The sequence below is a fragment of the Yinghuangia sp. YIM S10712 genome (genome assembly GCF_051388935.1).
GTDB lineage: Bacteria > Actinomycetota > Actinomycetes > Streptomycetales > Streptomycetaceae > Yinghuangia.
Genome location: NZ_JBPKBI010000030.1, coordinates 6,661 through 26,305, shown reverse-complemented (window position 1 = coordinate 26,305; position 19,645 = coordinate 6,661). Strand labels below are relative to the sequence as shown.

Sequence of the window (19,645 nt, the reverse complement as noted above, 5' to 3'; positions counted from 1 at the left end):
GCGCGCAGTGCCCCGTGGAGTCACCAGCCGAGGCGCGGGTCGGCGAACGTGAGCCGCGCCTCGGCCGGGTTGTGCTGCCGGTACAGGGGGTCCGCACTGTCGACGACCAAGGCGATGCGGTGGCCGGCCGGGACCGTGTACGCGGTCGTGGTGAAGTCGGTGTCGACGGTGAACGGCACACCGGGTGCCCGGCCACGGAACGTGTAGGGCGTGTGGGTGACCAACTGCCCCACACCGAGGGGGTCGACATCGTACAGGTAGGCGAAGAACGTACCGGTGGCCGCGCTCGGAGTCACGCCCAGCGTGACCCGGGGTGTTCCCCGCACCCGCCAAGGCGCAGCCGAGGGCTCGGACTGCCACACCGCCGCGGTCGTCGGCGGCAGCAGCGGCATGACGACGGTCGGCGGCAACCCGCGTTTGTCGAGCGCGGGCGTGACGACGGGGATGCCGGCGTCGGCGCCCGAGTCGCGTCCGGTCGTGATGGTCCTGCGGCCACCCGGTAGAACGGGGGCGGGAGTTGCCGCGGACGCGGCCATGGACTCCCAGGACGCGTAGTACTCGTCGGGGCCGGCCGTGCGCGGCCGGACGGTCAGGGGGGCGGCGTCGGCCATGCCGGTGTTGCGGCCGCGGACATGCAGGTCGAGCCAATCACGGGCGCGGCTGCACACGGCATCGAGCGTCGGCCCCAGGCAGTACGGGATGGCTTCCGCATGCTCGCCCGGCCGCATCTCCAGATACTTGGGCCCTTGCAGCGCACTGAAGAACTCGGCGATCTGATCGGGGGCGGCGAGCCCCGTGTCGTACCAGTTGTTCACCATGAACACCGCGGTGCCATGGGCGTTGAGTCCGTCCACCCGGCGGATCGGCGAGCGGTCGTCCGTATGCAGCGTCTGCCCGACTGCCCTGCTGTCCCCGCGCAGGAACTCCCGGTACCCGGCGGCCAAGTCGGATCCGGGCCGCTCGGTGGCCTGTGCGGCGAGCGCGTGGAACCAGGCGCTCAGTTCGTGCTCGGTGTCATGGGTGTAGAAGGCCCGGGCGAAGTCGGTCCACGCGTTGAACGCGGCCACCGCCTTGATCCGCGGGTCGACCGCGGCCGCCTGGAGGCCGACGGAAGCCCCGTAGGAGCAGCCGTACACGCCGACCCGCGCCGGGTCGGCCTGCGCGGCGTCGACCGCCCAATCGACGACACGGCTCAGGTCGGCGACGTCCCGGGAGCCCGCGAAGTCGAGGTATCCGGTCGATCCGCCGATGCCGCGTTCGGCGTACGCGATCACGAGGTAGCCGGCGGCCGCGTAGCGCGGCGCCTCGAAGGTGTACCAGTCCTCGCCGAGATAACTCGCGGCCGGCATGACCAACAGCGGCGGGCGGCCGGTGTCCCCGGGCGCGCGGTGGGGCGCGTAGACCCTGGCGCTGATCACCGTCCCGTCCGGCATCGGGATCCGCTGGTGCGCGGTCTGCACCCGGAAGACGGTTTCGGACACGGCCCCGGCCACCGGAGACAACACGGCGGACACCGTCCCCTGCGCCCCCGGCGGGACGTCGGCGGCCGCCTCGGGAACGCCGGGGCCGGCCACCGTGACAAGACACGCGCCTGCGGCGGCGGTCCACCGGTGCGCCGGGGGCAAGCCTGTCAATCGTCCTCCTGGTGGCCTCGCGGGCACGGAAGACAGAACGGCAGGTCGGCCATCCGTCCACCGCCGAAGTGCGTGATGAGCAACTCGCAGAACTCGGCGTCGCGTTGCAGCAGAAGCAGGTGATCGGCCTCGGCGATGGTGACGCACGTCGCATGCGGGTACACCTGTGCCAGCCGGTGGCCGTGCTCCGGCGGTGTGAAGGTGTCGTCCGCCCCGGTGAACATCACCGTGGGAACGGGCGGAGCGGGGTGCGCGTGCACCAGCACGGAGGTGCAGAGCCGCATGGTGTTGCTGACGAACTTGCGCCGGGCGTCCGCCGTCATGTCCGACAGGTGGGCAACCAGCAACTGCCGGATGACGTCGCCCCTGCGCACCGGGCGTCCGGGAAGCGTCGGAGACAGGCGTGCCGTGACCGTTTCCGCGAACTCACGGGCGTCGCGCCCCGGAAGGCTGCGCACCAGGTCCGACAGGCGGCGCTGCTCGTCGGCCGTCAGACCGGTTGCCACGCCGTTGAGGGCAAGGCGCAGCACGCGCTCCGGGTAACGCTGGGCAAGCCGGTGCGCGATCAGCGAACCGTACGAGCAACCGGCCACGTTGACGCGCCGCACCCCGAGCTGATCCAGCGCGTGCGCGGCGGTATCGACAAGAAAGTCCACACCGACATCGGCGGGCAGATGATCGGCGCCGCCCCAGCCAGGCAGATCCACGGTGACGACATCCGCGTGCCGAACCAGCACTTCCTCGTGACGCCGCCAGGAGTACATGTCCTGGAACGCCCCACCGAGCAGGAGGATCGGCGCCATCGTCGGCCTGTCACACGCAAGTACCCGCGTGTGGTAGGTGAACCCCCAATGCCGCGCAGTCCGCACAATCTCGGAAACCATGGGCCCGCACGCACTCCTTGATCACCAACCCCCGACACCAGACCTAACGACCCACCCCCACCCCAGACACGCCCTCACCCGACCCGTCGGGCTACCAGCGGCCGCGTCTCCTCACGGGAACGCGGACGACCACCGGCCCCGGATCCATCATCGACACGCGATCCAATGCCACTGCCTCACGATGCGTGCGGCGCCCGCCGGATGACGACGAGGCGCCCGGCACGGTCGGCAACTCGCCTGTGCGCCCTGGCTGTCCGGTCGGGGCGGCAAGGACACGAGCGCTCTCGCGCGACTTCGCCGCCTCGTCTGCCCCACGCCGACCTGCCCCCGGATCGCACAACGCCGCGGGCACCCGTACGGAACCGGCCGTGTCGGTGCCGACGGTGAGGGGCACGATGCCTGCGGCCACCGCGACGGCGCTGCCGCCGCTGCTCTCACCGGACATCCGGCAGGGGTCGTGGGGGTTGCGGGAAGGGCCGTGGAAGGACCGGTCTCCGGTCGCGCCATAAGCGAACTCGTGCAGGGTCCCAACGCGACACCGACCAGACCGGGCCCCGCAGTAGGCGATCGACTGCGGGGCGATTCCCCGGTCCGGTCTGCGGACGAACGGTCATCACGTCACCTCGGCAGCGGAGAGCTGCCGCGGTAGCCGAGCATCTGGTCGTACAGATCGGTGCGTCGGTCCCGGTGGAGGTCGTTCAGCTGGTTCCAGATGGGTGCCGACCGTGCCGCCGCGAGGTCGACATCCGCGTAGATGATGGTGTCCTCGTCCGGGCCCGCGATGCGGTCGATCGGCCATCCGTTCGTCCCGGCGATCAGCGAGTTGCCCATGAAGCCAGCGCCCCGCTCCTGTCCGATGCGGTCCGCCGTGGCGATGAAGACGTTGTTCGCGTGTGCTGCGGTCATCGTGAGGTACGCCGCCATGCAGACCCCGCTCGCGTCATACAGGGGCGGCGGCGTCCACACCCAGCCGGTGGGGATGCAGATGATGTCCGCGCCCATTTGCGACACGATCCGAACGGTCTCCGGGAACCAGATGTCCCAGCACACGAGCAACCCGATCCGGCCGATCCTGGTGTCGAAGACGGAGTATCCCTCGTCGCCGGGGGTGAACCAGAGCTTTTCGGTGTTCCACAGGTGGGTCTTGCGGTACCGGCCGATGTAGCCGTCGGGGCCGACGAGGACGGCGGTGTCGTAGAGCCGCACGCCGTCGAGTTCCGCCACGCAGCCCACGATGTAGACGTTCCGTTCTGCGGCTATCCGCGCGAACGACTGCACCGTCGGCCCGTCGGGGACTGCCTCGGCGTGCGCGTACGCCTCCTCCCGGGTCTCGAACACATAGCCTGTCGTGGCGAGTTCGGGAAGCACGATCAGGTTCGCGCCGACGTCCGCCGCCGCCGTCAGGCGCTGTTGGACCGCCAGCGCGTTGGACTTGAGGTTCTCGATTCCGACGCGCGGCTCGAACTGCACGACCGCGACGCGCACCGGGCTCACCCTCGTGTTCGCGCTTTCCTGTACCTCTGCTGCCATGACGTGGTCTCCTCGCCGGCGGTGAACTCGGTTTCAAAGTGAAACGAGCCTGGCCTGAAGCGTAGAAGCTCTGGTTTATACTTGCAACCACTTGAGTCCAGGCAATCGAATGCTCATCACGAAGGGGACACCCATGCCGCCACGCGTGACCCACGAGCGCGCGGAGTGTCCAGTCGCCCGTGCGGTCGACGTCGTCGGAGACCGCTGGTTGCTGCTCATCGTCAGAGACGCGTTCGACGGCATCAGTCGGTTCAGCGACTTCCAGCGCAACCTCGGCCTGGCGAAGAACATCCTGTCGTCGCGTCTGCGCGAACTCGTGGCGCAGGGCATCCTCGAGGTCGTGCCGGCGTCGGACGGGAGCGCGTACCACGAATACGCGCTGACCCGGAAAGGCCGCGACCTCTTCGTCCTCCTGGTCGGCCTGCGCCAGTGGGGCGAGGACCACCTCTTCGAGGACGACGAGCCCCACTCGGTGCTCCTCGACGTCCGGACGCAAAAGCCTCTGCAAAAGCTGGAGGCGAGGGACGCGGCCGGTCGCGTCCTGACCTCCACCGAAGCCATCGTCCGCAAAGTGCAGGCCACATCCTGAGCAACACCCCTTGCGCCAAGAGCGGCGTCGCACTGCCTCGGGTGGTCGCAGAGCGGAGGCGTCGGCCGGCGGAGGGGTCACATCCGGAGCCCTGCACACGTGACCGACATGGCAGCGGACATCGGGACCGTTGGCCTGCGTAGGCGGTCTGTGCACGTGGTATCGGCGCACGTGCCTGGCCGCACGGCCCCGCACGCGAACACGGTACCTTCCGCGCCCGGGGCGAGACCGACTTCGCCGATGCGGCCCAGTGCCTACGAACGAGTGGCGCCCCTGTGGTGACGCCGCACCCGTGTCTGGACCGCGGTGTGGTCCATCAACCACAGACCGCCTTGAGCGTCCGCGTGCAGGACGACGGGAGTGCCTGTGGTCCGGGCAAGAGTCCGTTGCGCTCCGCCCCGGTCGACGCCAACCACCCCGCGGCCCGCTCGCCGCGACGATCCCGCCCCGAGCGGGCACCGCAGACGTCACCTGGCCCAAAGTCGTAACCGGCGTGCCGAGCCTCGCCGACGCGGTGACCAGCGGAAACAGCCGCGTTCGCCCCAGGTCCTCGCCGCCGGCCTCGGTCTCGACCACCGCGGTGAAACCGCCGCGCAGGAGCAGCTCAGCGCGATCGGTGAAGGTAAGGGCCTGTGAAATCGGCCAGTCCGGCTCTCGTTCCCCACTTGGTTGAACAGTCACGGCGGCGGCGTGTTCCTGCGCGCGGCGGCGTGCTTCGGCGAGCTGGGCCCGGTAGAGCCGGTCGCCGTCCGGGTTGTCGAGGGCGTCGGTGAGGGTCTGCCTTTCGCCGCGGCCGAAACGCTGCCACACCGGGCCGTTCGCGCCGTGGGCGTTCAGGTGCTCGAGTTCGGTGACCAGGACGGGCACGGCCTCGTGGTAGTCGACAGCAGTGATGTCCTCGCGGTCGTAGCGGGTGCCGGCGGAGTACGGGCGCGCTGCCCGTGCCAGGCGCTCGATGCGGCTCGCGCGCCGCGCCGGGGTGGTGCCGGTGAACACGAACGCGACCGGCGGGCAGCCCTCCCGCCCGGTCGCCGGGTACACCTGCGGCCACAACCGGTACTTGTGGACGTCCGCGCCCAAGGCCCACCGCGCCCGGTCCGCGTCCGTCTTCGGGGCCGGCAGCTCGAACCACGCGCGGTACCGGCGCAGCTTCGCCACCAGTTCGTCGACCCGCTCAGTGCCGCGGTCGACCTCGACCAGGAGCACGGGCACCCCGGCGTCGGGTGCGCGGACGACCAGGTCAGCGTACTGGGTGTACCCGTACGGCAGCCTGTGGGCGGCCTCCGTCTCGCACGAGCGCACGGTGCCGAACCCCGCGCCGATCAGGTGCGCCGCGGTCGAGGTCGCCACAGCGGCGTGCGCGTCGTACCCACCCGCACCCCGCGGCCGCACCGCACCGGTCCCGCCAGCGGGCGGGGCCGGGAGCAGCGCCGACATCCGCACGTGCGGCGGCAGCAGCGCCTTCGCCTCCGCGTGGCCGCGCGGCGTGAGGACCCATAGCTGGTGCCCGGACGGCAGCCGCGTCTCCACTCGCACCATGCCCCGCCGGCGCAAGTCGTTCAGCGTGTCCCGAGTGATCCGGTCATGGCAGTGATGTGGACGGAGCATCCTCCACAACTGCACGCCGGTCGCCCGCTGGAACACCCCGAGCGCGACCAGGACATCAACACGGTGGACCCCGGTTGCCTGCCACGCCTCCCGAACCCGTGAAGGCGAGACAGGCACAAGAGGGAAGTCGGACCGGCCTTCAGGCCCGGTTTCCGGGGGCGTGGGCTGGGGCTGCGCCGTCCCCGGCCGGGACGGCCGTGGAGGGCGGCACGGAGTGAGCCGCGGAGGAGCCCCGCAGACCCCTTGACCACCGAACGCACACCGCCGTGAGACGGCACCGCGCCGGCCTCCGAACCGCGATGGCGGCCTCTCTCCCCTTCCCCCTGCCCGCCCGGGCGGGCAGCCCGACCCGATCGCCCTGCCGGGCCGTCCCGCTGTGCCTCCCGTCCACGCTGCGCCTCCACCACGGTCACGCGGCCGGCCCCGTGCCGACCCGCCCACCGCACAGCGTGGACAAGCCCCCCTTGTCCGCCGTCTGGAGCGGCCCTTGACGAGCACAAACGCACCCGGTCCAGACCCCTGCGCCAACGCGGACAAGGGGTGTCACGAATGCCCGGTTCAACCCCTTGTCCTCCCGGTTCATCGCAAACCTAGAAACGGTGCGGCGCGCGAACCGCGAACCGCATGGGGCGTCGCCGGAACCGGCTGTTCATGGCTGCCGCGTGCGCGGTGCCATCGGTGCTGTTGTCCGCCGGCTGCTTCGCTGAGCCGGGAGTGTCGGCTGAGGACCTCTCCCCCGCCCGGAACAAGGAGCCTCACGTCCCTGTGCGTTACAGCGGATGCGAGGACTCGCGTTCTTGGAAGCACTTCCACAGCAAGTACCCCTTCCCGCTCCCGCCGGACGCCCGCAACATCAACTACTGCGTGAGCCCCGAAGTCCAGGGCACGTCCGCCTGGCTGAGGTTCGAGGCCGAGGAAACCGGGGTGCGGCAATTCCTCGAACGGCTCGGCGCCCCCCAGGAACAGGCGGTTGCCTACACGGACCCGGAGCACTACAACTTCGACCGGTTCGTCCCCGGTGATCTGGTCCTGGGACGGACCTACGGCAGAACCGATGTCGAACGGGGCCCCGCCGGCACAAGCGGCTCGGGCTATTCGTCCGACATACTCATCGACCGCGACCGCGGTGCACCGCACACCCTGACCGTGTTCATCAACATATTCGCGACCTGACCCCGGGCCCGTGAACACAGCGCGGAGACCCGAGACAGCCACACGCGTGAGCGCAGGAATATCGCACGCCCCGAAAAGCACTCCCCGCCAGCTGGGGCCGCTGACTGGAGCGCGACGGAACACCGCGACTACGCCAACAATCTGGACGACGAGCGTTCCCTGCTGGCGGTCCGCGACAGCGTCAACCAGTCCAAAGCCGACCGGGACCCTGCCGAGTGGATGCCGCGAAAGGCGACCCACTCACCGACCACCCACGTCCGTCAGCCCCGTGCTCTTGCGTGGGGCCAACGCATTTCTCGCCCCGAGTCCCAACCGGCCGTGCATGCCCCAACGTTCGCCGTGGCGGAACTTCAGACCGGCGGTTCCGAACCGTACCCACCTGGAGGCGGCCCCCCAGCCACCCGAGTTCTGGGGCGCCCACGGTTCACCTATTACGCGGGGTGTGTCGACCTCGTCGATGGCAGAGCCACTTGAGGTCCTCGCGGTACGTGGGGCTGCTCGCCATCAGGGTCCACACCACGGCCACCCTGGTTCGACTCCTCAGGAACCAGGCCGGGTCGTCCGGTCTGCTGACATCGGTCGGTGGTGTGCTCGACAAGCAGGCCGTGAATGTGCTGTCGACGACTCCCCCGGACGCGGGATTCCGCTATGCGGACGTCACGTCGATAACCCAGGAATATCCCACGGTTCCGTCCGAAGTCGGGACAACCGAAAAGGGTTGAATCGTCAGTGCCACGGTCATCCAGGACAGCCGGGGAAAGCAGTCGGCGGTGTATCTCGTCGACATGCCAGCGGTTGCCGGACAATGGCCAGAACACCGGACCGCGAACTGATCGAAACGTCACGCGGACGCGCATGAAGTCATCGGCGAAAGCATCGATATCGGCGCGGACGACCAACTGTCCATCGGTGACGGATAGTTCGCCTCGTACTGACATCGGAAAACAGCGGGGGAAACGAATTCCAGGCCGCGTCCCCTTGATCAGCAATCAGTCCGCTTCCGTGTAGTAATTGATCAGCACCGACACACCGAGGATGCACACATCCGATGGCATAACCGCCGCGTCGACGAGACCGAAGTCCGCCGGTTCGTCCCTCCGCTCACTGCCGACCACATCCAATGGCCAAGTCTGCCGCACCGGCGTCTGCGACGTCCGTGGGTTGTGGCTGCGCACCTCCGCCCGGATTCCCCGGGACGGGGCGGGTTCCTGCGCGGTTGCGGAAAATTCGCAGGGCGCCTCGGGCTGTCGAGACACAGGCGGGGACGAGGGTGCCGGTGTCGGACCGTCCGACGACACGGCGGCCGGAAACGGCGTGGCCGCCGGGGAGTTCGTTGTCGGAGTCGGCTCGGCCGACGGCGTGGGATCCGGCGAACAGCCCTGCCCGGCCGCCGTTTTCCAACCGGGATAGTCCCCGTACATGCCTGTGTCGTACAACGCGGTGACGATTTCGTCCACGCGATCGCTGCGCGGGCCCGCGACCACGTAGTAGCGCACGACCTCGCGGCGGCAGATCACCGGTTCGTAGCTCTCGGAGCCGAAAAACCCGCCGGGTCTCTTTTTGCTTCCGCACTCGTCCAGGACACTTTGGGTACGCCGTTCGAAGCCGGCTCCCAATCCGCCCTCCAAGCCCGCTAACACCGCGTCGATGTCACGTATCGCGGCCTCGCGCCCCTGGACGACCGCCGGGAGCCGTTGGACCTTGTCGAAGTCCGGCGGCGCCTCCGGCTCAATCCCCTCCTTGATCTTGTACACCGCGTAACCCATGATCGCGATCACGAGGACGGAAATCACAAGAAGCACGCGGAGAAAAATCCGCATGCACCCAGGCCGCTGCCACCCAGCGCCCTGATCATAAACAATGGCGCCTGACACGGCCCCCGTACCGTTGTCCATCCGCGCATGCTAGCGACGCGCGTCACGCGGCAAAAGCCGCCACCGGTCTCGGGCCCCTGTCGGCCGCGAACTCGGCTTCGGCGGCAAGCGACGCGTGGCGCCGGACACCCCCGGCGAGGATCACCGACCGCCACATGGTCACTCCAAGCCGAACCACGGCAGGCACCCCGGCAGCCCCGCCCACTTCACCGGTACCAGTTGGTGTCGCTGCCACTGTTCGGCGGTCAGGCGCAGCCTGCGCAGGACGGCCGGCTTGCCGCGTACGGCGTGGCGCTCGATGCCGTCGTCGCGGTAGCCGAGCTTGCGTGACACCCCCAGCGAGGCCGCATTGTCGTCATACGCCGCCGAGACAGCGTGCTGTGCGCCGAGCCCCGCGAAAGCCAGGTGCAGGACAGCCGCGCGCATCTCGGTGCCCAGGCCCTGGCGGTGACCTCTCGCTCGCGCTGCGGCGCTGGCGTCAGCAGGCAGCGGAAGCCACCACGGACGCTGATCGCAAAAGCCTCAGCCGTGTCGCCGCCCGCAAGGTCGTGCGCACCGGCTTCACGTTGATCATGCCTCGCTGGGGCGGCTGGGCCAGCGACCTTGAGGAGTCTGCCGAACTCTTCGGCCGCTACTACCCCCAGCGTGCTGAGCAGATGCTGGCGGCAGCGGCCACAGGCCGCACTCCGTCGGCAGATCCGGCGGTACTCAGGATGCTCATCGAAGACCTGGGGCCCTGGCTCGCTGCCGAATACTCGGCAGCGCATGGCGAGAAAGCGCCCCGCCCCTGAAACGCCTGAGCATGAGGCCCCTCCGAAGTTTTCGCCAAGGGAGCGTCTTCTGGGGCTGTCCGAACGCCTTCAAGCCCCGATTGTGGCCCTCACCGACATCCCCTTCAAGGTTTCGCCGTGCCGCGCCGGGCCGGCTCGAAGATGGCGAGGGCTGATGCGTCACGTCCACGGAACGGTGGGAGCGACGATCGTGGGGATGCCGAGATCGACGACGCTGCGGCCGGCGGGTTTCCGGTCGAGTTGGGCTAGTTTTTCCTCCGCTCCGGCGAGGCTTACCTGCAGCCCTTCAACTTCGCCGAGCCAGCCTTCGCGTTTCGCCTCGACGATGCGGGCGATCAGGTTTTCCCGGATCTCGACAAGGCGGGCGCGCAGTTCGGGGTCCGGGCGGAGCAAGGAACAACGAACACAGGCTTCTCTGAACCAGGGATGCGCCTGGAAGCTCACATTTCTTGACTCGGGGTGGCGCGCAAGTCGACGAAGCCGGGCTCTTCGTCCTCGACGAAGGTAAGGGCTTCCCTGCCTATCCCGAGTGCGTTGAGCAGGACGTCCAGCGCTGCTTCGACGTCGGTCTGTTCGCGGTGCAGCCAGACGCGAACGTCAGGGTTCGGCGAGTTCTCCATCCGGCCCAGGGCGAACTGGATCCTCTGTATTCGGAACAGCACGATGTGGACCTCGCCCAGGTCTTCCCAACTGCGTTCGATGTTCAAGCGAAGGCGTGCGGCCAGTGCTTCCAGGGAGGGGGACAGGCCGGCGACCAGGCGGAAGTGGCCAGCGGCGCACCACCACAAGCTGTACTGGGAGGCGGGGTCCCTGCCGGTGTAGTAGGGCGGAGAGGTTGCAGGCTGCCAATCCGGTTCGGGGCCGGGCACCAGCACCTTGGTCATACCGTTCCTCCGCTCGTCCGCCCCACGGGGCCATCGGTGATGCTGGCCGCGGTGATTTCGTCGGCGTCAGACCGGTCGTCAGCCAGGGCGACCAGAGCTGTCCGAGCCGCGCTGGCCGTCACGATGTCGATCGCTGTGCGCAGTGTTGTCACCTCCCAGCCGAGCAACGCCCGTGTGATCGCAATCGCCTGGATGACGCTCATACCGTGTGCGGCCAGCAGAGTCTGGACAGCCTCCATCCCCTGGTTCGCAAGCACCGGTTGGCACTGCTCGACCATCGCAGACCAACACGCCGCTTCTTCAGGTCGCAGCCCCACGACTTTGTCGAACACGGTCGATGCTCCCTGTGGTTGTGTAGAGCGGACGCGATGGAAGGGCCCTACCTATGTGTCGTCAGAGCCGATTGCTGCATTCAAAGCGTGCAGTTCGGCATCGTATTGGTGACGTTCAAACCGGAACGGGCCGAACACCGTGCAGTCGCGGGTCTTGCGGTGGGGCCGCTCGAAGGAGTCCCAGATCACGAAATCTGCTGTCACGGTGATGCGGGCCATGAGGGGCCAACATCCCCACTCTCCGCATTCACAGCCCAGCAGAGGCGTCCCCGGCCCCTCCCGCCGAAAGGACGCGCAACGCGGACGCTTCCCGGTCGTTTGACCGGGCATGACGAACACCGCAGCGCGACTCCTGGTCGCGTCAGCCGCCACGCTCGCCGCTTTCACCGCCGCCGCGGGGGCTGCCCACGCCGACGCCCCGGCCTCCGAGCCGCAGCCCGGCGGCGGGCTCCTGCACGACCCGCAAGGCTGGAAGGACGAGTCCTTCAGGTTCATGCAGGACGACTTCGTCGACTCCCTGTACCTCCAACTCCCAGGCGAGGACCTCGACGACTGACACCCCCCGGCGGCGGCCCGGGGCCGCCACACCGCCCGGAACCGGGCCGCCGAAGCGTCACCGCCCGGTCCCTCGCCGCGCCCGCCCCGACGACCGACACAGCGGCCGACTCCCCTGCGACGACGACGCCGAAGCCCAACCCGCCCGCGCCGTCGGAGGCCAGACCGACGCCGCCTCCGGACGGCGGGCCGTGGGCGTGGATGGACCTGCCCGACAGCGCCGGCACCGTGCTGGTCCGCGCCGTGCGCTGGGTGCGCAGCAGTTCCGGAGCGTGGGCACTCCAGGCCGCTATGCCGGGCTGGAAAGGCGGTCACGGACTGGCGCCGGGGCGGGTGGGAGCCGGGACCGATCGACGAGCACCACGTCGTCCCCGGCTCATGGGTGGGGCCCACCCCGGGTCAGGACTACACGGGCCTGCGCCGCGACACGACGGCCGCCTGGTCCCGTAGCGCCCGGAAGCAGGGTGACCTGGGGGTTTGCCCCTCGGAGCCCGGCTTTGAACGCAACAGGTAAAGCAACACGTACAGCAACAGGTAAACCACGTGATGGCCTCGAGGCGCTCCGCCAGGCCCGCATCGATCAGCGCACCGACGCATGGCGGCGGCGCTATCACGCGCGCGCCGGCATCGAGAGCACCATGGCGTTCGCCGTCCACACCACCGGCGTCCGCCGCACCCGCTACTGCGGGTCCGCGAAGACGCAATCTTCAGCAACGGTTCACCGCCGCGGGCTTCAACCTCGCACGCATCGACGCCTGGCTCGCAGGCGCCGAACGAGCTCCCAGCCGGGGACGACGCGGCGCTCCTCACCACCAGCGCGCCGGACAGTCGGCGCGGCGATTCGCCTGTACGCCCAGACGTCGGCCAGGGTGTGTGCACCCCTTGCACCGCGCTGCCCTCTTCGAGCGCCAGGAGCACGACGTCTGCCGCCCGCCGCCGACTCGGCAACGGACCCGCACCCGCCTCACCCGCCGCGCCGCACCGACGACGACCGGGAGCAGGCACAACCGGGCCGGGACCGCCGCCCTCCCGGCGCCGGCCTGCTCGACGAAGGGGAGGAACTGCTGCGCGACGCCCTCGCCCTCGGCGAACGACCGGTCTCCGACGTCGTGTTGCCCCTGCACCAGATGGAGTGGGACGGCAGCACCGCCTCGTGTGAGGAAACCGCCGGTTCCCCACCCGGAGCCGACCGCCCGCGGCTTCGGGCGAGTCCGCTGTCAGGGCGTGCCGCAGAACCTGCGTTCGGCGGCGAACGGGTCGCGGGGAATGCGGAGCCGGGTGCGCTCGTAGGCGCCGATCAGGTTGTCGACGAAGCGTGCGACGGTGAGGGGTTTCCGCACCGAATCGAGGAGCTCGCGTACGTCGCCGCAGGAGAGCGCGTGCCGGGCCGCGGCCAGCGATTCCGGCGTGACGGCCGGGTTGTCGGGCAGATGCGTCACCGACGGGTGCAGTTCGAGGGCCGCCAGCCAGACGTCGTCGATGAACTTGCGGTGGCCCGGCCACTTCTTCGCGGCGCCGGGTGCGTAATCGAGATGCGCACCGATGGTGTTGGCCAGCCCCCAAAGCTCCACGATGTACTCGTCGAGGGGCACCAACTCACCGGTGACGCCCAGGTATCCGCCCGGAACCGCGACACGGCCGGAAGCGTGCACGGGTGCAAGCGGCAGCAGCGACGCGGCGCCGCCGTCGGGCGAGAGCCGGACCAGCACCGGGCGGTCGGCGGCGAGGCCGGCCGCGACCGCGGAGCGCAGTTCCGGAAACGCCGCGGTCCACTCACCCACCCGATCCGGGTTCGCCACGCCGGTGAGCCGGATGTCGCTGTCCCGCACACGCACGGTCAGCGAGCGGTCCGTGTCGTGGTATGCCGCCGGATGCCACGGCCCGACGACCGCCACCCCCCATACAGCGGTCGCCGCCGCGACCGCCGTGACCCGCGCGGACGCCGGCAGCAGCAGGCCCGGAAGCAGGGCGAGGAACATCACGGGGAGCATCATGCGCCCGTGCATGTAGTCGCCGCCGACCCGCACGAGGTAGCAGGTCAGGATCAGCGCGGCGGCCACCGGGGCGAGAACGACCAGCAGGCGGCGCGGAGCCGGGCGGGAGCGGAACGCCCACACCGCGAGCAGCGCGACGAACAACGCGGCGGGAACGTACAGCGCCACCGGTTCCGCGAAGTCCCACGCGTAGCGCAGCCCGCGGCCGGTCTCGCTGTCGCCGGCCTCCTTGGTGAGCGCGGGGAGCGGCACGAGCAGGCCGTAGTATCCGGCGCGGAAGATCTCGTAGCCGACCGGCAGTGCCGCCGCCGCGGCGAGGCCGCCTGCGGTCCGCCTCGGCCCGGGCCGCGTCAGCGCCCAGGAGGCGGCGAGGAAAACCACTGTCACCAAAGCGAATTCGGGCCGGACGAGCACCCCGAGGCCGAACCACACCGCGTGCCCCGCCTGCCCGCGGGCCTCCGGCGACACATACGAACGCACCAGGAACCACCAGCACCCCGCCAGCCAGAGAGTGCCCAGCCCGGAGTCGAGGCCGCCGGTCGCGAAGTCCCAGTACACCGGAACCGCGAGCAGCACCAGGACGCCGGCCGGCATCAGCGCACGCGGTACAACCCCCGCGTACAGGCGGCGTGTGGCGTCGAGAGCGACAAGGACACCGGCCGTCGTGCACACGAGCCCCGCGACCACGGCGGTGAACCCCGGCTCGCCGGGGATCAGCGGCCCGAGCACGACCAGCAGCCACTGCCACAGCGTGCTGGTGTTCGCCTCCACCCGCTCGCCGTGGTTCACCACCGGACCGTGCCCGGCGAGGATCTGGCGCACGGTGCGCAGGAAGATCGTGCCGTCGTCGGTGAGCGCCCGGTGCCGCCAGCCGAGCACGGCGACGGCGAGAGCGGGCAGCACCACCATGGCCGCGTTCCACCGACTCGGCCGGTCCCACGCGCGGAGCGGGCGCAGGCGGTCCCTCAACGGCCGTTCGGCGGACGGCGATTGCATGGCGGTCATGTGGAACCTTCCGAGGAGACCCCAGCCGTCGGACCGGGCGCGACGGGACTCCTGCGGAACAGGGTGGGGAACCGGATCGCCGACCGGACGGTTTGGCGTGCGCTCCAGGATTCCAGAAAGCATCCACGTGGTCACGTTCCGTGGGTGGGTCGGGGGCCGGCGGTCGCGATCGACGCGACGACGCCACATCCGCACGCCACCGGCAGGTACACGGACGTGCCGTCGCGGCCTCCCGCACCCGTATCCGGGGGCGCATCGCGGCTCGCGGAGCCTGCATGTGCCATGCGGGCGGTCGTCGAGGCGCGTCTTGTTCAGGTACGCATCGCGGGCCAGGGCTGCCCGGAATGCTTCGGGGGAGTCGCCGTGCCGCCGGAGAAGGCCGTCGCGTTGATGCGCGCGAACGGCCTGGAGCCGCTGGAGGGCTACCCCGGCGGGAACACCTCGTGGCGGTGCCGGTGCACACAGTACGGCGCTGAAGGCCGCCCGGCCTACAGCACGGTCCGCGCGGGCGGCACCGGATGCCAGCGGTGCGGCAAGGTCCGGGCGGTCGTCAGCCGCCGGGCCGGCTTCGCGGACCAGGCGAGGGCTGGCTGAGTGTGGGTGTCTGCGGATTGCCTTGGTAGTGGCTGCGGCGGGCGACGGCTTGGCGTCGGCTGCGCCAGCGGGACCAGTGCAGGATGGGGTGGGGGTGACGGTGCGTCAGGGGCGGGATTCAAAGTTGCCAGGAGTCGCCGGATCTCCGCCACGCCGTAGGGCAAAACGTCGGGTTGGGTGGCGGCGCCTCCCCTCTGCGGCTGCGTCGGCGGCGAGCGCGGCGAGGAATGCGTGGGCGAGCTTCGCGAGGGTGATCGCACCTCGCATTCGTCGAGGCCGCACTGGTTCTTCGCGGCCTGGAAGCACTCCTAGATCGCCCAGCGGTCGCCGGGGACCCGGACGAGTTCGGCAAGTTCGGTGTCGGCGGGGCCGGCGGCGAGGTAGTACGCGATCTCGGTCGGGTCGGCCAGGCCGCGGCAGGTCGGCAGCCAGCGGCCCCGCCCGGCTTCCGCGTCGCCGAAGCCCGGGACGGCACGGAGCCGTGCGCAGGTCCAGTCGTAGACGCGCGGGCCTTTCGCGCTGTCGCCGCACGACATCCGCTGCCACGCCTCGGGCGGTGCGTGCCGACCAGCGTCTCGATCCGGCCGAACCCGGTGGACGTGGCGACGTGCTGGGACTTGGGCACCGCGACCACATACCCGACGCCGAGTTCCTCGCAGGCGCGGCGGAACTTGTAGTCGCCGCCGTACGCCTCGTCGGCCGCCACCCACGCGACCGGCTTGCCTGCGGCCAGGATCCGCGTGACCATGGCGCGGGCGATCTCGGGCTTGGCCGCGAAGACCCGGTCGGGACGCCCTTCTTGACGAAACCGGTGTCGTCGACGATCAACACACCTTCCGCCTCGCTGAGCCATCCGGCGACGAACTCGCTTACGTCGAACAGCCCGGCGACGCCCGCTCGGACCTGTACACCCTCGGCTGCGTCCTGAACGAACTCCTCACCGGACACGTACCGTTCGACACCACCACCGGCCCGGTCTCGATGATGAACGCGCGCCTGGGCACACACCTGCGACCACGCCGGGGCATTCGGCGTTGTCACTGACGGGGCGGGGCCGTGGGATGGCGGCAGGGTGTGTCCTCGCCGTCATCCCACGGCCGGCAAGGGACGGGGATCAGCCTGCCGCGATCAGGTTCGAGATCCAGTTCTCATGCGCCGCCGCGCTCGGCATCACNGGTGGTGGGTTTCCCCCCCCCCCCCCCCCCACGGCCGGCAAGGGACGGGGATCAGCCTGCCGCGATCAGGTTCGAGATCCAGTTCTCATGCGCCGCCGCGCTCGGCATCACGTTGGGGCTGACACCGCAGCCGTTGACGCTGCGGCTTTCCAAGGCCACGAGTTCCCAGTGGCCGTCCTCCCACCGCACCGCGGGTGTGCCCGAGTCGCCCGAACAGCTGCCGGTGGCGGGGTTCTTCTTGTCGTCCACGCACAGATCACCCTCGGTGAGGTCGTATATCCCACCGATCACGCACTGCGCGTCATCGATCACCCGGGTGTCCAGCTGGTTGAGGTGTACGGGGGCCTCGGTCTGGCCCACGGCCGTGATGCCCCAGCCGAGTACCCGGATCCGGTCCCTCGGCTCGGCCTCTTCGTCCCCGATGATCAGCGGCTCCTGGTCGACGGGCTGGTCGAGCTTGAGCAGCGCGACGTCGGACTGCCTGTCGTTCGGCGTGTTCCAGTAGTCCGGGTGGACGTGCACCTCGGTGACGCGCGCCGTACTTCCGCCGCTGGTGCGGTCGTTGGAGCCCACCCGGACGTCGAACAGCGCCGGGTCATAGGGCTGGCTGGTCGACTGGTTGTAGACGCAGTGAGCGGCCGTCAGCACCCACTGCTCATCGACCAGCGAACCCCCGCAGCGGAACCGGTGTCGCCCGTCCGGATCCCAGTTCAGCGCGGTGATGAAGGAGAACTCGCCGACCGCCGGCTTTCCGCCGATGATGCCGGGGGGCACCTCCTCCGCGTGGGCCCCGCCCTGAAAGGCTGTTAAGGCACCTGCGGTCAGGGCGACCACCAAAGCACCACGTGTCATAAGTCGCTTCCTCATTCTTCGGTTCTCCTGTCGCTCGTTGCACCAACATGTGAGGTCAGCCATCGGACTGACGGATATTCAGGGGTGCGGCCGGTGCGGCTTTGCTCCCCGCACAGTGGACAAGACCTGTCAGTTCGGACCGAGTTCCTGCTCAAGTGGGTGTCCGCACAAGAGATCGCATCGTCAAACGAGCGACCTCCAGGCAAAACGCACGCGGCCCCGCTCTCCCGCTCCTCGCGTGAGGTGACAACGCGGCGTTGAGGCCGGAACCGGCGTGGCTGCGCTCGGGATCGACATACAGAACGAAGCGGGCCCTGCCCAGTCCCACTCGACGTCAATGGAAGACCGGGTCGCTGACGGCTCGACTCGTCCACCAGCCCAGTCGGACACCTTTGCCCCTGGAGGCGTTGCGCCTGCACGTTGCACCACAGCACGGACGGATGCACACGGGTCACTCATCACCACCGCACGCACGGCCTTGGGGCAATGGGTGTCACAACGCATCGTGCCCCTCGATCCTTCGACGTCTTGTCCGACAGCGATTCAGGCACGTGAACTCCGCTCAAGGCAAAGGCAGTTGACGACATCGGCGCATACTGGCCAGAAACTCGCGCCGAGCCCTCACCTCGTCCTCGAAGACCCCAAAGTCGTTAGGGTGCATCGGTGTCCGCTGCCCTCGGCTGAGCTTCTCGGGCTCATCACTCTCGCTGCTGTCGAAGCGGCGAATGGTCGTAGACGGGCGCACATGGCCCGCGCGGGGTGGTGGCGCTCAGCGGTCGACGGACGCAGCGGCGGTCCGGTCGTTCACCCAGTGCGCAATCGCGTACGCGACCGTTTTGGCGAAGCTCCCGACGAGATCGAGGACGTCCGGCCACCACGGCTCGGTCCCGTCACTCCCGGCAGAGAGGGGCCCCGGCCGAACGCAACCTCCTCGCCCGCACCACAGCACCCAGAACCCCTCCCGCCACCACGCCCCGGACACGGCCCGCACGAACCCGACGACAGCGACACCGGCCCGGGCGCAGACCCGGACGGCCTCGACGCACTCGACGAATCACCCGTCCTCGGGACGGACGCCGACGACGCCCCCCACTCCCCCACCCAGGCCTGGACCGGGGCCGGACTCGGGCTCTACGACGCCGAGACGGAAGCCCGGCAATGGTGAACACCGGTCGGCCACCGCACGATGGCGGCACCCACGCACGCGACCCGGGAACCCGTCCCAGCGCACGGGCGCACGACATCGCGCCCCCGCACACCCCCCGCGGCGCCGCCCGAACCCGGCGACCCGCCGCGCAGCCGAGACGAACGGCATGCGTACCAGTCGGAGTTCGTCACCGTCCGCACCCCCGCCATCGACACCCTCGCCCCGACCGTACGGACCTTGATGGTCCTCGGCCGCCACCAACACACCACCGCCCGCCCCGCGCTGATCGTCACCGAACCCGCCGCCGCGGGGAAGACCACCGCGCTCCTCCACGTCGGGCGCGCCTGCCACCTCGCCCACGCAGGCCGCAGCCCGACACCATCCGGGCAGGCGCACGCACACGTCCCGGTCGCGTACGTGCTGGTCCCGCCGGGGGCAACCGCGAAGACCCTCGCGGCGGAGTTCGCCCGCTGCCTCGGCATCCCCGTGATCGGCCGAATGACGCAGGCCCGGATCACCGAAGCGGTCTGTCACACCTACAACCGGGCGGGGGTCCGCCTGGTCCTCACCGACGAGATCCACCGCCCGGGCCCCCACACCACCACCGGTGCGGAGGCCGCGGACCTGCTGAAAGCCCTCACCGAACGCATCGCGGCGACGTTCGTGTACGCCGGGATCGATGTAGCCGCCACCGCGCTGTTCGCCGGGGTCCGCGGAGCGGAACTGGCCGGGCGAGCATCCCTGGTCGAGTGCGGGGTGTTCCCTGCCAGGCTCGGAACACGCGAACCGTTCAAGGAACTCATCGCCGGGGTGGAGGACGCACTCGACCTCCGCGCGCACAAGCCCGGCACACTCCCCCGCCTCGCCTCGTACCTCCACCAGCACACCGCTGGCCGGATCGGGAGCCTCACCCACCCGGTCCGCCACGCCGCGATCAATACGGCCGGTGGCGGGGCCGAGAAGGTGCGTCGGCAAGGAGGCGCGTCTCTTTGGCGGCTGTGCGCAGCATGGCTGTGCCATGCTG

20 protein-coding genes and 2 pseudogenes are annotated in these 19,645 nt (G+C 69.9%); 7 read left to right on the top strand and 15 right to left on the bottom strand.

From position 1 onward, the window contains the following. Positions 1-20 precede the first annotated feature (20 nt). The 4 genes from ACRX5W_RS31180 to ACRX5W_RS31165 form a co-directional block, all read right to left on the bottom strand. Complete coding sequence (locus ACRX5W_RS31180; protein WP_436791741.1) at positions 21-1,634, bottom strand: CocE/NonD family hydrolase; 1,614 nt, start codon at positions 1,632-1,634, stop codon at positions 21-23. Next, positions 1,631-2,437 carry an alpha/beta fold hydrolase gene (locus ACRX5W_RS31175; protein ID WP_436791740.1) on the bottom strand — a complete coding sequence of 269 codons (807 nt, stop codon included), beginning with the start codon at positions 2,435-2,437 and terminating at the stop codon, positions 1,631-1,633. The genes ACRX5W_RS31180 and ACRX5W_RS31175 overlap by 4 nt, the downstream gene beginning before the upstream one ends. 172 nt (positions 2,438-2,609) lie before the next feature. Further along, positions 2,610-3,041, bottom strand: coding sequence for an amidase family protein (locus ACRX5W_RS31170; protein ID WP_436791747.1), 432 nt, complete (start codon positions 3,039-3,041; stop codon positions 2,610-2,612). A 95-nt stretch (positions 3,042-3,136) separates the two neighbouring features. Beyond that, positions 3,137-4,048: a nitrilase family protein gene (locus ACRX5W_RS31165; protein ID WP_436791739.1), complete on the bottom strand. Its 912-nt coding sequence runs from the start codon at positions 4,046-4,048 to the stop codon at positions 3,137-3,139. A gap of 133 nt (positions 4,049-4,181) precedes the next feature. Between ACRX5W_RS31165 and ACRX5W_RS31160 the strand changes: the two genes are divergently transcribed. Beyond that, a complete protein-coding gene (locus tag ACRX5W_RS31160) occupies positions 4,182-4,637 on the top strand; it encodes a winged helix-turn-helix transcriptional regulator (protein WP_436791738.1) in 456 nt (151 codons plus the stop codon). Positions 4,638-5,819: 1,182 nt separating this feature from the next. On the opposite strand, the pseudogene ACRX5W_RS31155 reads toward ACRX5W_RS31160, so the two are convergent. Next, positions 5,820-6,245: pseudogene (locus ACRX5W_RS31155) on the bottom strand (hypothetical protein); the annotation flags it as partial. On the opposite strand from ACRX5W_RS31155, the gene ACRX5W_RS31150 reads away from it, so the two are divergent. The 3 genes from ACRX5W_RS31150 (at position 6,222) to ACRX5W_RS31140 (ending at position 8,140) form a co-directional block, all read left to right on the top strand. Then, positions 6,222-6,347 (top strand): hypothetical protein, encoded by a 126-nt coding sequence (locus ACRX5W_RS31150; protein ID WP_436791737.1) that lies wholly within the window; start codon positions 6,222-6,224, stop codon positions 6,345-6,347. The pseudogene ACRX5W_RS31155 and the gene ACRX5W_RS31150 sit on opposite strands and share 24 nt — an antisense overlap. 663 nt (positions 6,348-7,010) lie before the next feature. Next, positions 7,011-7,418, top strand: coding sequence for a hypothetical protein (locus tag ACRX5W_RS31145; protein WP_436791736.1), 408 nt, complete (start codon positions 7,011-7,013; stop codon positions 7,416-7,418). Positions 7,419-7,906: 488 nt separating this feature from the next. Continuing rightward, positions 7,907-8,140, top strand: a complete 234-nt coding sequence (locus ACRX5W_RS31140) for a hypothetical protein (protein ID WP_436791735.1) — start codon at positions 7,907-7,909, stop codon at positions 8,138-8,140. Between the two features lie 267 nt (positions 8,141-8,407). Here ACRX5W_RS31140 and ACRX5W_RS31135 read toward each other — a convergent pair whose 3' ends face one another. From ACRX5W_RS31135 to ACRX5W_RS31110, 6 genes are all read right to left on the bottom strand, one after another. Continuing rightward, a complete protein-coding gene (locus ACRX5W_RS31135; protein WP_436791734.1) occupies positions 8,408-9,313 on the bottom strand; it encodes a hypothetical protein in 906 nt (301 codons plus the stop codon). A gap of 138 nt (positions 9,314-9,451) precedes the next feature. Continuing rightward, complete coding sequence (locus ACRX5W_RS31130; protein WP_436791733.1) at positions 9,452-9,718, bottom strand: GNAT family N-acetyltransferase; 267 nt, start codon at positions 9,716-9,718, stop codon at positions 9,452-9,454. Between the two features lie 524 nt (positions 9,719-10,242). After that, positions 10,243-10,527 (bottom strand): hypothetical protein, encoded by a 285-nt coding sequence (locus tag ACRX5W_RS31125; protein WP_436791732.1) that lies wholly within the window; start codon positions 10,525-10,527, stop codon positions 10,243-10,245. Next, complete coding sequence (locus ACRX5W_RS31120) at positions 10,524-10,967, bottom strand: hypothetical protein (protein ID WP_436791731.1); 444 nt, start codon at positions 10,965-10,967, stop codon at positions 10,524-10,526. The genes ACRX5W_RS31125 and ACRX5W_RS31120 overlap by 4 nt, the downstream gene beginning before the upstream one ends. Further along, positions 10,964-11,299, bottom strand: coding sequence for a hypothetical protein (locus ACRX5W_RS31115; RefSeq protein ID WP_436791730.1), 336 nt, complete (start codon positions 11,297-11,299; stop codon positions 10,964-10,966). The genes ACRX5W_RS31120 and ACRX5W_RS31115 overlap by 4 nt, the downstream gene beginning before the upstream one ends. Positions 11,300-11,350: 51 nt before the next feature. Then, the gene (locus tag ACRX5W_RS31110) at positions 11,351-11,518 is read right to left on the bottom strand and encodes a hypothetical protein (RefSeq protein WP_436791729.1); all 168 of its coding nucleotides are present in this window, start codon (positions 11,516-11,518) and stop codon (positions 11,351-11,353) included. A 109-nt stretch (positions 11,519-11,627) separates the two neighbouring features. Here ACRX5W_RS31110 and ACRX5W_RS31105 point away from each other — a divergent pair, with 109 nt between their 5' ends. Further along, positions 11,628-11,855 (top strand): hypothetical protein, encoded by a 228-nt coding sequence (locus tag ACRX5W_RS31105; protein WP_436791728.1) that lies wholly within the window; start codon positions 11,628-11,630, stop codon positions 11,853-11,855. 1,216 nt (positions 11,856-13,071) lie between these two features. Here the strand turns inward: ACRX5W_RS31105 and ACRX5W_RS31100 are convergent. Continuing rightward, a complete protein-coding gene (locus tag ACRX5W_RS31100; protein WP_436791727.1) occupies positions 13,072-14,853 on the bottom strand; it encodes a hypothetical protein in 1,782 nt (593 codons plus the stop codon). Between the two features lie 282 nt (positions 14,854-15,135). Here ACRX5W_RS31100 and ACRX5W_RS31095 point away from each other — a divergent pair, with 282 nt between their 5' ends. Next, positions 15,136-15,447, top strand: coding sequence for a hypothetical protein (locus tag ACRX5W_RS31095; protein WP_436791726.1), 312 nt, complete (start codon positions 15,136-15,138; stop codon positions 15,445-15,447). 308 nt (positions 15,448-15,755) lie between these two features. Here ACRX5W_RS31095 and ACRX5W_RS31090 read toward each other — a convergent pair whose 3' ends face one another. The 3 genes and pseudogenes from ACRX5W_RS31090 to ACRX5W_RS31080 all read right to left on the bottom strand — a co-directional run bounded on the left by ACRX5W_RS31090 (position 15,756) and on the right by ACRX5W_RS31080 (position 17,474). Beyond that, complete coding sequence (locus tag ACRX5W_RS31090) at positions 15,756-15,983, bottom strand: hypothetical protein (protein ID WP_436791748.1); 228 nt, start codon at positions 15,981-15,983, stop codon at positions 15,756-15,758. An 80-nt stretch (positions 15,984-16,063) separates the two neighbouring features. Further along, positions 16,064-16,300 (bottom strand): annotated as a pseudogene (locus ACRX5W_RS31085) (transposase); the annotation flags it as partial. A gap of 373 nt (positions 16,301-16,673) precedes the next feature. Continuing rightward, positions 16,674-17,474, bottom strand: coding sequence for a S1 family peptidase (locus ACRX5W_RS31080; protein ID WP_436791725.1), 801 nt, complete (start codon positions 17,472-17,474; stop codon positions 16,674-16,676). Positions 17,475-18,660: 1,186 nt separating this feature from the next. Between ACRX5W_RS31080 and ACRX5W_RS31075 the strand changes: the two genes are divergently transcribed. Next, positions 18,661-19,645, top strand: a 985-nt coding sequence (locus tag ACRX5W_RS31075; protein WP_436791724.1) for a TniB family NTP-binding protein, incomplete at its 3' end; no start/stop codon positions are given.

Coding starts and splice junctions, on each gene's coding strand:
- ACRX5W_RS31175 (WP_436791740.1), bottom strand. CDS start 2,437: ATGGCGCCGATCCTCCTGCTCGGTGGGGCGTTCCAGGACATGTACTCC.
- ACRX5W_RS31165 (WP_436791739.1), bottom strand. CDS start 4,048: ATGGCAGCAGAGGTACAGGAAAGCGCGAACACGAGGGTGAGCCCGGTG.
- ACRX5W_RS31160 (WP_436791738.1), top strand. CDS start 4,182: ATGCCGCCACGCGTGACCCACGAGCGCGCGGAGTGTCCAGTCGCCCGT.
- ACRX5W_RS31150 (WP_436791737.1), top strand. CDS start 6,222: ATGGCAGTGATGTGGACGGAGCATCCTCCACAACTGCACGCCGGTCGC.
- ACRX5W_RS31135 (WP_436791734.1), bottom strand. CDS start 9,313: ATGGACAACGGTACGGGGGCCGTGTCAGGCGCCATTGTTTATGATCAG.
- ACRX5W_RS31130 (WP_436791733.1), bottom strand. CDS start 9,718: ATGCGCGCGGCTGTCCTGCACCTGGCTTTCGCGGGGCTCGGCGCACAG.
- ACRX5W_RS31120 (WP_436791731.1), bottom strand. CDS start 10,967: ATGACCAAGGTGCTGGTGCCCGGCCCCGAACCGGATTGGCAGCCTGCA.
- ACRX5W_RS31110 (WP_436791729.1), bottom strand. CDS start 11,518: ATGGCCCGCATCACCGTGACAGCAGATTTCGTGATCTGGGACTCCTTC.
- ACRX5W_RS31105 (WP_436791728.1), top strand. CDS start 11,628: ATGACGAACACCGCAGCGCGACTCCTGGTCGCGTCAGCCGCCACGCTC.
- ACRX5W_RS31100 (WP_436791727.1), bottom strand. CDS start 14,853: ATGACCGCCATGCAATCGCCGTCCGCCGAACGGCCGTTGAGGGACCGC.
- ACRX5W_RS31095 (WP_436791726.1), top strand. CDS start 15,136: ATGCGGGCGGTCGTCGAGGCGCGTCTTGTTCAGGTACGCATCGCGGGC.
- ACRX5W_RS31090 (WP_436791748.1), bottom strand. CDS start 15,983: ATGTCGTGCGGCGACAGCGCGAAAGGCCCGCGCGTCTACGACTGGACC.
- ACRX5W_RS31080 (WP_436791725.1), bottom strand. CDS start 17,474: ATGACACGTGGTGCTTTGGTGGTCGCCCTGACCGCAGGTGCCTTAACA.